General features: G+C 76.6%; 13 protein-coding genes. 7 read left to right on the top strand and 6 right to left on the bottom strand.

Translation table 11 applies throughout. The annotated features are described in order from the left end of the window. Window positions 1-2,021: sensor histidine kinase (locus tag WAA21_RS04865; RefSeq protein WP_336921634.1), on the bottom strand; the 2,021-nt coding region annotated here is incomplete at its 3' end. Window positions 2,022-2,168: 147 nt separating this feature from the next. Here WAA21_RS04865 and WAA21_RS04860 point away from each other — a divergent pair. Genes WAA21_RS04860 through hepT form a run of 5 tightly spaced genes read left to right on the top strand, consistent with a single transcriptional unit; the run spans window position 2,169 to window position 5,248 of the window. After that, a complete protein-coding gene (locus WAA21_RS04860; protein ID WP_336921633.1) occupies window positions 2,169-3,167 on the top strand; it encodes an NAD(P)H-quinone oxidoreductase in 999 nt (332 codons plus the stop codon). A gap of 17 nt (window positions 3,168-3,184) precedes the next feature. Continuing rightward, complete coding sequence (locus WAA21_RS04855; RefSeq protein ID WP_336921632.1) at window positions 3,185-3,883, top strand: bacterial proteasome activator family protein; 699 nt, start codon at window positions 3,185-3,187, stop codon at window positions 3,881-3,883. Between the two features lie 8 nt (window positions 3,884-3,891). Further along, a complete protein-coding gene (locus WAA21_RS04850; RefSeq protein ID WP_336921631.1) occupies window positions 3,892-4,383 on the top strand; it encodes a hypothetical protein in 492 nt (163 codons plus the stop codon). Then, window positions 4,380-4,799 carry a hypothetical protein gene (locus WAA21_RS04845; RefSeq protein ID WP_336921630.1) on the top strand — a complete coding sequence of 140 codons (420 nt, stop codon included), beginning with the start codon at window positions 4,380-4,382 and terminating at the stop codon, window positions 4,797-4,799. The genes WAA21_RS04850 and WAA21_RS04845 overlap by 4 nt, the downstream gene beginning before the upstream one ends. Further along, window positions 4,796-5,248 (top strand): type VII toxin-antitoxin system HepT family RNase toxin, encoded by a 453-nt coding sequence (gene hepT, locus WAA21_RS04840; protein WP_336921629.1) that lies wholly within the window; start codon window positions 4,796-4,798, stop codon window positions 5,246-5,248. Before WAA21_RS04845 ends, hepT begins: the two co-directional genes overlap by 4 nt. 18 nt (window positions 5,249-5,266) lie before the next feature. On the opposite strand, the gene WAA21_RS04835 is transcribed toward hepT, so the two are convergent. The 5 genes from WAA21_RS04835 to WAA21_RS04815 all read right to left on the bottom strand — a co-directional run bounded on the left by WAA21_RS04835 (window position 5,267) and on the right by WAA21_RS04815 (window position 8,672). Then, entirely contained in the window at window positions 5,267-6,535 is a 1,269-nt protein-coding gene (locus WAA21_RS04835; protein WP_336921628.1) for an alpha/beta hydrolase, read from the bottom strand. Further along, window positions 6,532-7,368 carry an HAD family hydrolase gene (locus WAA21_RS04830; protein WP_336921627.1) on the bottom strand — a complete coding sequence of 279 codons (837 nt, stop codon included), beginning with the start codon at window positions 7,366-7,368 and terminating at the stop codon, window positions 6,532-6,534. Before WAA21_RS04830 ends, WAA21_RS04835 begins: the two co-directional genes overlap by 4 nt. Window positions 7,369-7,527: 159 nt before the next feature. Next, window positions 7,528-7,920: a type II toxin-antitoxin system VapC family toxin gene (locus WAA21_RS04825; RefSeq protein WP_336921626.1), complete on the bottom strand. Its 393-nt coding sequence runs from the start codon at window positions 7,918-7,920 to the stop codon at window positions 7,528-7,530. Next, window positions 7,917-8,141: a type II toxin-antitoxin system Phd/YefM family antitoxin gene (locus tag WAA21_RS04820; protein WP_336921625.1), complete on the bottom strand. Its 225-nt coding sequence runs from the start codon at window positions 8,139-8,141 to the stop codon at window positions 7,917-7,919. Before WAA21_RS04820 ends, WAA21_RS04825 begins: the two co-directional genes overlap by 4 nt. A gap of 36 nt (window positions 8,142-8,177) precedes the next feature. Next, the gene (locus tag WAA21_RS04815; protein ID WP_336921624.1) at window positions 8,178-8,672 is read right to left on the bottom strand and encodes a GbsR/MarR family transcriptional regulator; all 495 of its coding nucleotides are present in this window, start codon (window positions 8,670-8,672) and stop codon (window positions 8,178-8,180) included. Between the two features lie 64 nt (window positions 8,673-8,736). On the opposite strand from WAA21_RS04815, the gene WAA21_RS04810 reads away from it, so the two are divergent. Both WAA21_RS04810 and WAA21_RS04805 read left to right on the top strand, forming a co-directional pair. Further along, complete coding sequence (locus WAA21_RS04810) at window positions 8,737-9,705, top strand: ABC transporter ATP-binding protein (protein ID WP_336921623.1); 969 nt, start codon at window positions 8,737-8,739, stop codon at window positions 9,703-9,705. After that, window positions 9,702-11,360, top strand: coding sequence for an ABC transporter permease (locus tag WAA21_RS04805; protein ID WP_336921622.1), 1,659 nt, complete (start codon window positions 9,702-9,704; stop codon window positions 11,358-11,360). The genes WAA21_RS04810 and WAA21_RS04805 overlap by 4 nt, the downstream gene beginning before the upstream one ends. Window positions 11,361-11,364: the final 4 nt, after the last annotated feature.

The following is an 11,364-nucleotide window of genomic DNA, read 5'->3' as shown; positions in this document are numbered from 1 at the left end:
GGGCCGGGGCGGGCCCCGGGCTGAGGGGCCGCGCCGGCCGCGGGGGCCGGGGCGGTCGCACCGGCGGGCGTCGGACCGGCGGTCGGGGTCGGGGTCGCGTCGGTCGGCGCGCCCGCGGCGGGCACCTCGGCGACCTTGACCGTGCCGGGCACGAAGACCGTCGGCGGGAGGTCGACGGTCACCACGAGGCCCTTGGAGCGGCCACGGCGCAGCTGGACGGTGACCCCGAGCTTGCGGGCGAGGCGGCCGACCACGAAGAAGCCGAGGCGCTGGGACGTGACGACGTCGTCGGCGCCCGCGTTCGCGATCTTCGCGGTGGCGGCGACGATCTCGTCGTCGGTGAGGCCGAGGCCCTCGTCGGTCACGGTCACGCGGATGCCGGTGGCGGTGCGGCTCGTCGCGACGAGCACGGGGGTGTGCGGCTCGGAGAAGTTCGTGCCGTTCTCCAGCAGCTCGGCGAGCAGGTGCGCGACCTGCAGCGACAGGTGCCCGACCGTCGGGGGGTCGACCTGCAGGGCGAGGTTGACCCGCTCGTACTGCTCGATCTCCGACGCGGCGGTGCGGATGACGTCGGACAGCGGCAGCGGCTTGCGCAGGCGGCGGCCCGCGTCGATGCCGGCGAGCACGAGCAGCGACTCCGCGTTGCGGCGCATGCGGGTGGCGAGGTGGTCGAGGCGGAAGAGGTTCTCCAGGGTGTCGGGGTCCTCCTCGCGCTGCTCGAGCTGGTCGATGAAGGTCAGCTGGCGGGACAGCAGCACCTGGTTGCGGCGGGCGACGTTGACGAAGGTCTCGGCGATGGCGCCGCGCAGCGCGGCCTGCTCCTCCGCCACCTCCAGGACGGTGTCGTTGACGGCGTTGAACGCCGACGCGAGCTCGCCGACCTCGTCGCCGCCCTCCACCTCGATGCGGGGGAGCTCGACGTCCGAGCGGTCGCCGGGGCTGCGCATCTGCTCGACCATGTGCGGCAGGCGCTCGCGGACGGTCGTCGCCGCGGCGGTGAGCTCACGCAGCGGCCGGACGATGCGGCGCGACAGCGTGAGCGACAGCAGCAGGGTGACGCCGACGCCGAGGACGGCCGCGGAGACCGCGAGGGCGGCGAGGACGGTCGCGCGGCTGCTCGCGGCGGCCGCGGCGGCGGACGCGTCGCCGGTCACACCACCGAGGGCCTGCTCGAGGACGGCGAGCCGTGCCTCGGTGAGGGCCTGCCAGGTCTCGGGGGTGAGGCCGGACTGCCGGACCGTGCTCGGCGAGGCCAGCGCGGTGCGGGCGCGGCCGACCGTCCACCCCTCGGCCTCGGCCTGGCCCATCGTCTCGGCCACGCCGGCGGCGCGGTCGCGGCCGACGGCGAACTCCCACTGGTCGAGGGCGTCGGCCTGCAGGCCGGACAGGGTGGGGAACGTGCGGACGTCGCCGAGCGTCGCGGTGCCGGCCAGCAGGCGGGCGCCGGCGGACTGCTCGCGCAGGGCGGCGTCGCGAGCGGCGAGCAGGTGACCGAACCCGGCGAGCAGGGACGCCGTCTGCGGGTCGGCGGTGCCCGTGGCCACACGGCCCGGCATGGCGGCGTCCTCGCGGACGACCGCGTCGTAGTCGGCGAGCACGTCGTCGAGCGAGGCGTCGGTCGTGTCGACGGTGGAGCGGAGACCGCGCAGCGAGTCGTGCACCGCCTGCATCCGGACGAGGCCCTGCGACGCCTGGGCGGACAGCAGGTCGAGGTCGACCTCGGCCAGCGACGCGCGGGAGCGCTCGAGACCCGTGTCCACCTGGGCGCGCACCTCGGGCAGGGCGGCGGCCGCGGCCTCGTCGCCCTGGATGGCGCCGGCGGTCACGGCCCGCTCGGCGGCGATGCCGGCGACGAGCTCGGCGAAGGACCCGCCGATGCCGGCGAGCAGCTCGACCTGACGGGCCTCGCGTGCGCGCTGCACCTGGCCGGCGGCGAGGAGCCCGGCCGTGGTGGCGAGCAGCACGAGGGGCACGACCAGCACCGCGAGGATCTTCGACCGGATACCGGCACTACGCAGCATGGCGAGCCCTTCACGTGACTACGGGACGACGAGCAGCCGACCCCGGAGGGGGCCGGTCCTGAAGTGGTTCGGCAGCCGGGTGCGGGAGGTGGAGCGGGGCGTCGCCCGACGTCACCCGATCGGCGCAGCGCTGGGTACGGTCGGGTGGTGCGTGCCGCCGTCGTCGAGGAGCCCGGGGGGCCGGAGGCCCTCGTCGTCCGAGAGGTCCCGGAGCCGGAGCCCGGCCCGGGCGAGGTCGTGGTCCAGGTCGCGGCCGCGGGCGTCAACCGGGCCGACCTGCTGCAGCGGCAGGGCCGCTACGACCCGCCGGCCGGTACGCCGCGGTGGCCGGGGCTCGAGGTGTCCGGCGAGGTCGTCGCGCTCGGCGAGGGGGTCGGCGGGCCGGGCGCGCCCGCGGTCGGGGACCAGGTGTGCGCGCTGCTCGACGGTGGTGGCTACGCGGAGCGGGTGGCCGTCCGCGCGGGGCAGGTCGTGCCGGTGCCGGACGGCGTCGACGTCGTGGCCGCGGCGGCGCTCGCGGAGGTGGCGGCGACCGTGCACAGCAACGTCGTCTCGACGGCCCGTGGTGGCGCCGGCCTGCGAGCCGGCGAGGTGTTCCTCGTCCACGGCGCGACCAGCGGCATCGGCACGTTCGCCACGCAGCTCGCGGCCGCGCTCGGCGCGCGGGCGGTCGCGACGGCAGGGTCGCCGGAGAAGGTGGAGCGCGCGGCCGGGTTCGGTGCGGAGGCGGTGCTCGACTACCGCCGCGACGACCTCGCGGCCCGGCTCCGGGAGCTGACGGACGGCCAGGGCGTCGACGTGGTGCTCGACCCGGTCGGCGCCCGCTACCTCGGGCTGCACGTGGAGGCGATGGCGGTCGGCGGCCGCCTCGTCGTCATCGGGCTCATGGGCGGCACGACCGCGGAGCTCGACCTCGCCCGGCTGCTGCGGCGGCGCCTGACCGTCCACGGCAGCACGCTGCGCGCCCGGCCGTGGCAGGAGAAGGCGGAGATCTGCGCCGACGTGGTCCGCGACGTGTGGCCGCTCGTGGCCGCCGGCCGGGTGCGGCCCGTCGTCGACCGGGTCCTGCCGCTGGCCGACGCCGCGGAGGCGCACCGGGTGCTGGAGGCCGGGGAGCACGTCGGCAAGGTGCTCCTGCAGCCGTGATGGCCGACGATGGATCGGTGAGCCAGCCGCAGCCGGACCGCCCGACGGTCGACGACGACGTGCGCCCGACCACCCCGCTCGACCGGCCCGACGACCGCAGCCGCGACGACGACCGGGACGGCGGCCAGGACCACGACCAGGACGACGGCCAGGACGGCGGCCAGGACGACGACGCGCCGGACGCGGGTGGCGCGGGCAGCGGCCGGACCGCCGACCGCGTCCTCGTCGTCACCCCGCAGGGCATGAGCGTGACCGGGGACGCCAGCGACGAGCAGGTGTCCGGCATGGTCGAGCAGCCGGCCAAGGTCATGCGGATCGGCAGCATGATCAAGCAGCTGCTCGAGGAGGTCCGCAGCGCCCCGCTGGACGAGGCGGGCCGCGCGCGGCTCGCGCAGGTGCACGCGCAGACCATCGCCGAGCTCGAGACGGGCCTCTCCGACGACCTCGTCGCGGAGCTGCGCCGGATCGCGCTGCCCTTCGCCGCGGACACCCCGCCGTCCGACGCCGAGCTGCGGGTCGCGCAGGCGCAGCTGGTCGGCTGGCTGGAGGGGCTGTTCCACGGCATCCAGACGACGCTGTTCGCCCAGCAGATGGCGGCGCGCGCGCAGCTGGAGCAGATGCGCCGGCAGGCGCTGTCCGGCCCGGTCGTCGCCGGGGCGGGCGAGGGCGCGCAGGACCGTCCCGACCGTCCGCATCAGACCGGGCAGTACCTGTAGCGCCCGGCGTGGCCGACGGGCCCGACGGCGCCGGCGCGCGGCGCGGCCGCGCGGCCGTGCGCTCGGGGCTGCGCGGCGCGCTCGGTCGCCTCGGTCTCGCCCGGGCTCACCCGCTCGGGGAGGGCCTGTGGCGCGGTGACTTCGACCGGGTCGACCGCGCGAGCCGGCGGGTGCTGCAGGTGCTCAACGGCCCCGGGGGTGAGCAGGTCGACGCGCTCGTCGCCGACCTCACCGCGTGCCGGGAGCTCGTGTGGCGCTGCTGCGTCGAGGCCCACCACCGCGCACCCGGGGCGGACCGCGAGGTGCCGGCCGAGGACGACCTCGCGGCCGCGCACCGGGCGCTGTCCCGGGCTGCGACGGCCGTCGCCCAGTGCGCGCAGGCCCTCGTCATGGCCGACGACGTCGAGACGCCCGGAGGCCTCGACGCCGCCCGGCGGGCGCTCGCAGCGGCCGCGGCCCGGGCCGACGAGGCGGCCCGGGCCCTTACGCTCGACGCGTGAACGCGAGGGACCAGGGCGCGACCTCGGCCGCGCGCGCCGTGGCGGCGCTGCGTCGCGCGGTCGCGGACGGCTCCCTCGACGCCCTGTGCGAGCGCCACCTGGTGCAGGTCCTCGTCCTCTTCGGCAGCGCGGTCGACTCCGAGCAGCCGGCGGACGTCGACCTCGGCGTCGTCCCCGGCCCGTCCACGGACCTGCTCCGGCTCCACCACGACCTCGCCGTCCTCCTCGACGACGACCGGGTCGACCTCGTGAGCCTGCGGGGAGCGGACGAGCTGCTCTCTCACCGGGCCCTGTCGGGCGAGGGCCTCTACGAGGACGAGCCCGGTCGCTTCGCGCGGGCGCGCGACCTCGCGGCGCGCCGGTACGCCGACACGGACTGGATGCGGCGGCTGCAGGCGCAGGTGCTCGGCGGATGACACCGCGACCGCTGGACGCCGACGTCGTGAGGGCGCGCCTGGCGGAGCTGGTCCGCGTGTGCGGCTGGCTGGCGGAGCTCGGCACGCCGGACGCGGTCCTGCTGCGGGACGACTGGCGGACGAGGCTGCTCGCCGAGCGTCTCCTCCAGCAGTGCGTCGAGCTCGCGGTCTCGGTCAACCTGCACGTGGCTGCGTCGCTCGGCCGGCCGGTGACGGGCTACCGGGAGTCCTTCGTCGCGGTGGCGGACCTCGGCGTCCTGGACGCCGCGCTGGCGGCCGAGCTCGCGCCGAGCGCCGGACTGCGGAACGTGCTCGTGCACGAGTACCTCCGCGTCGACCTCGAGGTCGTGGCCCGCGCCGTCCCCGCCGCGCGGGAGCAGTACCTCCGCTACGCGGACGCGGTCGGCCGGTGGCTGGGGGACGCCACGAAGGGCCGAGCCGACGCGTGAGCGACGTGCGGAGGCGGCTCAGCCGGCGTCGCTGAGGACGGTCTCCTGCAGCCACTCGCGCAGGTCGGCGTCGTAGCCGTCGGGGTCGACGTTCCACTCGCGCGTGTGGTCACCTGGACCGTCGAAGCGCGGGGTCACGAGGTCGGGGCGCAGCTCCGCGAGCTCGCGGCTCGGGCCGTTCGGCACGAACCGGTCGTCGTCGGAGTGCACGAGGTAGGTCGGCACCCGCAGCTCGTCGGCGCGCGCGACCCAGTCGAGGTCGTCGAGGTCGAGCGAGCCGCGCAGCTCCACGAGCACGAGCGCGATGGACGTCCACCAGTCCGGCAGCCGCGCGAGGCGGCCCTGGTGGTAGAAGGTGTCGCGCCAGTCGACGACCGGCGCGTCGAGCACGAGCGCGGTGACCGCGTCCGCCTCCGGCGACTGCGCCATCATCTGCAGGACGATCGCCCCGCCCATCGACCAGCCGGCGAGGACGACCTCCTCGGCCCCCTGGTCGCGGGCGTAGCGCACCGCCGTCTCCAGGTCGCGCCACTCGGTCGCGCCGAGCCCGTAGCGCCCGGACGGGTCGGCCGGGGCGACGGAGTCGTTGCGGTAGGCGGGCACGAGCACGTCCAGGCCGAGGTCGTGCCACGTGCGCAGGTACCGGTTGGCCTCCTCGCGCTGCCCGCCCCGCCCGTGCGCGAAGACCACCCACGTGCCCGCCGGCTCCGCGGCGGCCGCGTCGGCCGGCACCCGGTAGGCCGGCAGCGGCCCCAGCTCGCTCTCCAGGAGCACCTCCTCGAAGTCGAGCCCGACCGTCGCGGGGTCGCCGAGGAACACGTCCTGGTCGAGGGAGCCCGTCGCGCCCGCCCCGGGCAGGACGCCCGAGCGGTCCTCCCACTCGCGCACCACGCGGCCGTCCTGCCGCTGCAGCACGTCACCGGTCACGCCCCAGCCGGTCTCGGCGCCCGCCTGCCAGCGGATGCCGTGCAGCCCGAGCGTCGCGCTGCCCGGCACGTCGGGCAGCGTGACGGTGCCGGCCGCCGCGGAGCCGGCCGCTCCGCCGCCGGTCCCGTCGCCCGCGACGACCGGCACCGGGGGCGCGCCCGAGCGGTCCACGGCGAGGGCGATGCCGGAGAAGTACCAGGCGACGCCGAAGACCGTCCCCGCGGCCAGCAGCAGCACGAGCACGAGCGCGGCGGCGAGCCCCCGCCACCAGCGGCGCGCGCGGCGACGGCGCGACGGCGGGGCCGGCTCGCCGCCCTCCGGCCGCTCGTCGAGGGCGACGTCCTCGCGGGTGGCGCTCACGCGGCCGACCCGTCCCGCCGGCGCAGCAGGTCCTCGACGACCTGCGCGACGCCGTCGGCCGCGCACGGCGGCGCGATGTCGTCGGCGGCCTCGTGCGCGACGGGGTGGCCGTCGGCCATCGCGTAGCCGCGCCCGGCCCAGCGGAGCATGGCGACGTCGTTCGGCATGTCGCCGAAGGCGACGACGTCGCGCTGCTCGACGCCGAGCTCGGCGGCGACCTCGGCGAGCGCGGCGGCCTTCGTGACGCCGTGCGGCCCCAGCTCGACCAGCGGCAGGTGGCCGCCCGAGTGGGTCGCCTCGGCGCGGCCCGCGACGAGGGGACCGACGACCTCGAGCATCGCGTCGCCCAGGCCGGGCCGTTCGGGCTCCGCGGTCTTGACGAGCAGCTTGATGACGTCGTCGCCCGCCTCGCGCAGCAGGTCGTCGAGGTGGGCGCGGGGCAGGTCGGCCTCGATCGGGCTCGGCCACCCCCGCTCGACGCCGAAGCCGCGGGCCGTCTCGATCCCGAAGTGCGCTTCGGGCACGGCGTCCCGCACGGCCGCGGCCATCGCGCGGACGTCGTGGCCACGCAGGGTGCGGGCGCGCACGACACCGGCGTCCGGCTGCTCGAGCCGCTCGACGTCGATGACGAGGGCGCCGTTGGCGAGCACGGCGCGGCCGGTGAGACCCGCGCGCTCGACGATGCCCGTCATCCAGCGCGGCGGCCGGCCCGTCGCGAGCACCACGTGGACCCCGGCGGCGCGGGCCGCGGCCAGCGCCGCGACCGTCCGGTCGCTCATCGGGCCGAGACGGGGGACGAGCGTCCCGTCGACGTCGCTGGCGAGGAGGCGCACCGACCCATTCTCACCGCTCACCGCTCCGCCTGCCGGGGGAACCCCTTGCCTCGTCGCTCGGGCCGAGGTGGCCCGCGCCTCGGCCCGGGTCTGGTGAGCCGCGTGACCCCGCTCAGCGTGGCCGTCGACGTCGCGATGCGGCGGGCCGAGCGCCCGCGCTCACCAGACGGTCCGCAGACCCGGCACGCCGGAGAAGACCCGGTCGCGGGTCACGAGGGGCAGGCCGCGCCGCAACGCCTGGGCCGCGAGCACCCGGTCGAAGGGGTCACGGTGGTCCCACGACAGGGACCCGCCGAGCGCGGCGTCGTCGTGGTCGATCGGCAGGGCTCCCGCGCGGAGCCGTGACAGGACGTCGGCGTGCCGGGCGAGCAGCGGCTCCACCTCCGGCCACCTGCCGGTCCGGTGCTTGGTGGACATCTCCCACACGGTCGCCGCGGACACCACGAGACCCGTCGTCGCGTCCTCCACCAGCTCGCGAGCGCGGTCACCCAGTCGCCCCGGCGCCGTGACGGCCCAGACGTAGGCGTGCGTGTCGAGCAGTGCGCTCGTCACTCCCAGTCCGCCAGCTCGGCCTCGGTCAGCGGGTCGAAGCGGCCGTCCGGCATCGCGAGCGGCAGGAAGCCGAGCTCACGTCGCGTCGGCACCTCCACGGGCACCAGCCGCGCGAGCGGCACACCCGACCGCGCGAGGACGACGTCCTCGCCGGCGAGCACCTGGTCGAGGATGCGCGAGAGCTGCGCCTTCGCCTCCGCCACGTTGTACTGGGTGGTCATGTTGACCAGACTAAGGTGGTCAGGTTGTACCTGTCATCACCACTCGTGCCGGTGCGCCTCCCGGTGCGCCCTCCAGCCCTCGAGCAGCCGCGGCAGCTCACCGCGCATGTAGGCGAAGAACTCCTGCGACTCGCGGAGCCGCCGCCCGCCGGGGGTGTCCGCACCGACGGCCTCGACGCCCTCGGCGACGACGTCCGCCCACACGCCGAGCTGCTCGACCTCGCCGGCGAAGATGGGTGACCACAGGTCGGCGTCGTCGACGACGTAGAGGTCGCTGCGGGTACCGGGCTCCCGGTCGCGACGGAGCAGCCGCGCCTGGACGAGGAAGCGGACCGCGCCCGACACGGCGGCGGCGCTCACCCCGAGCGCCTCCTGCAGGTCGGCGGCGGTGTAGCGGTCGGCGTCGTCGGCGAGCGCGAAGGCGAGGACGCGCGCCGGCATCGGCGGGATGCCGGACTGCCGCATGACGAGCGCGAAGCGCTCGACGAACCGGAGCACGTCCTCGCGCCGGTCGGTCGCCTCCTGCGTCACCGCCGAACTGTAACCCGCTCCACAACATTCACACATTCGTGAAACGGGTGTAGCGTCGGCGCTCGTGACCTCGATCCTCGACCTCCGCGGCGTGGTGAAGACCTTCGGCCGCACGCGCGCCCTCGACGGGCTCGACCTCTCCGTGGCACCGGGCGAGGTGCACGGCTTCCTCGGCCCCAACGGCGCCGGCAAGTCGACCGCCATCCGCGTCCTGCTCGGTCTGCTGCGCGCCGACGCCGGCGACGTGCGCCTGTTCGGCCAGGACGCCTGGCGCGACGCCGTCGCGCTGCACCGGCGCCTCGCCTACGTGCCGGGCGACGTCACCTTGTGGCCCGGCATCACCGGCGGCGAGACGATCGACCTGCTCGCGAGGCTGCGCGGCGACGTGGACGCCGCCCGCCGGGCCGAGCTGCTCGAGCGCTTCGAGCTCGACCCCACGAAGAAGGCCCGGACGTACTCCAAGGGCAACCGGCAGAAGGTCGCGCTCGTCGCGGCGCTGGCCTCGCGCGCGGAGCTGCTCGTGCTCGACGAGCCGACGTCAGGGCTCGACCCGCTCATGGAGTCCGTCTTCACGCAGTGCGTCCGCGAGGCCCGCGACGAGGGCCGCACCGTCCTGCTGAGCAGCCACATCCTCGCCGAGGTGGAGGCGCTCGCGGACCGCGTCAGCATCATCCGCACCGGCCGCGTGGTCGAGACCGGCACGCTGGAGGAGCTGCGCCACCTCACCCGCACGTCGGTGCGGGCGGACGTCGGCGGCGACCCCGCCGCCCTCGCCGGCACCCCCGGCGTCCACGACCTCGTCGTCACCACGACGGGGTCCGGGCACCGGCTGGACTGCGAGGTCGACACCGACCACCTCGACGGCCTGCTCCGCGCCCTCGTCCCGCTGCGGGTGCACGCGCTCACGAGCCGGCCGCCGACGCTCGAGGAGCTGTTCCTGCGCCACTACGGCGAGCGAGTCGATGACCAGGTCGGTGACCAGGGTGAGCGGGCCGGCGTCGACGACTCGCACGCGGCAGCGCGGTCCGCATGAGCACCGGGACCCCGGTGCGAGGCCGGCACGTCGCGCCCGGTCAGGTGCACCCCGACCCGCCGACCCGGTCCTCACGCGCCACGGGCACGTGGTCGCTGCTGCGCTTCGCGCTGCGGCGCGACCGCGTGCGCCTCCCGGTCTGGGTCGCCGCCGCGGCCGGGCTCGTGGCCGTGCAGTCGGTCGCGAGCCAGGGCACGTACGACACCCCGCAGGCGCTCGCCGGCTACGCCGAGGTCGCGCAGGCCAACGCGGCCGTCATCGCCATGACGGGGCGCCCGGTCGGCCTGGAGACGGTCGAGCGCGCCGTCGCGTTCGAGATCTACGCCGTCGTCGCGGTGCTCGTCGGGCTCATGAGCGTCTTCACCGTCGTCCGCCACACCCGCGCCGACGAGGCGGAGGGCCGCACCGAGCTCGTCCTCGCCGCAGCGGTGGGACGTCGCGCGCCGCTGCTCGCCGCGCTCGGCACGGCGGTCGTCGCGAACCTCGCCGTCGTCGCGGCGACGTGGGCCGCCGCGGTGGTCACGGGCCTGCCGCCGGCCGGGTCGCTGCTGCTCGGCGCCTCCTTCGGCGCCGTGGGGCTCGCCTTCGCCGGCATCACCGCGGTCGCCGCACAGCTCGTCGAGAACGGTCGGCCGGCGAGCGCCGTCGGCGGCGCGGCCGTGGCGGTCGCGTTCGCCCTGCGCGCCGCGGGCGACGTGCAGGACAGCGCGCTCACGTGGCTCTCGCCCATCGGCTGGGGGCAGGCGGCCTACCCCTTCTGGCTCGACCGCTGGTGGCCGCTGCTGCTGCCCGTGCTCGCCTTCGTGCTCCTCGGCGCGGTCGCGCTGGCCCTGCTCGACCGGCGCGACGTGGGCGCCGGCCTGCTCGCCGCCCGGCCGGGGACGGCCACCGCGGGACCGCTGCTGCGGGGGCCGGCCGGCCTCGCGTGGCGGCTGCAGCGCGGCACCGTCACCGGCTGGGGCGTGGGCCTCCTCGCGGCCGGCGTCGTCTACGGCTCGCTCGTCACCGCGACCGCCGACCTCGTCGAGCAGGCGCCGGAGCTGCTCGACATGATCCCGGGCGGCGCCGACAGCATCGTCGACGGCTACCTCGTGATCACGGTGTTCTTCCTCGCGGTCCTCGCCGCCTGCGCGGGCGTCGCGATGGTGCTGCGCCTGCGCGGCGAGGAGCAGTCCGGTCGCGCCGAGCCGGTGCTCGCCACCCCGGTGGCCCGCGCGCGCTGGGCCGCCTCCCACGTGGCGGTGGGTCTCGTAGTCCCGACCGCGGCGCTGCTTTTCGCCGCGCTCGCGTGCGGGCTGACGGCCGTCGCGACAGGCAGCCCGACGGCTGTGGTGGGCGACGCGCTGCGCGGCGCGCTCGTCACCGCACCCGCGGTGTGGGTGCTCGTCGCCGCGACGGTCGCGCTGTGGGGCCTCGGGACCCGCCTCGCACCGCTCGCGTGGCTGCTCGTCGCGTGGACGGGGGTGGTTCTCGTGCTGGGCGACAGCCTCGACCTGCCCGGCTGGGCGCGGGCGGTCTCGCCGCTGCACCACGTGCCGCAGGTGCCGCTGGAGGCCGCGAGCGCGGGCGCACCGCTCGCGCTCGCGGGTGTGGCGGTCGTCCTCCTCGGGCTCGGTCTCGCGGCCTTCCGCCGCCGGGACCTCACGACCGGCTGACGCC

Source organism: Aquipuribacter sp. SD81 (assembly GCF_037153975.1).
Taxonomy (GTDB): Bacteria; Actinomycetota; Actinomycetes; order Actinomycetales; family JBBAYJ01; genus Aquipuribacter.
This window is presented reverse-complemented; position numbering and strand designations above follow the sequence as displayed.

What these genes read in the sequence shown, in the direction of transcription:
- hepT (WP_336921629.1), top strand. Translation starts at nt 4,796, where the DNA reads ATGACACCGCGACCGCTGGACGCCGACGTCGTGAGGGCGCGCCTGGCG.
- WAA21_RS04820 (WP_336921625.1), bottom strand. Translation starts at nt 8,141, where the DNA reads ATGACCACCCAGTACAACGTGGCGGAGGCGAAGGCGCAGCTCTCGCGC.
- WAA21_RS04805 (WP_336921622.1), top strand. Translation starts at nt 9,702, where the DNA reads ATGAGCACCGGGACCCCGGTGCGAGGCCGGCACGTCGCGCCCGGTCAG.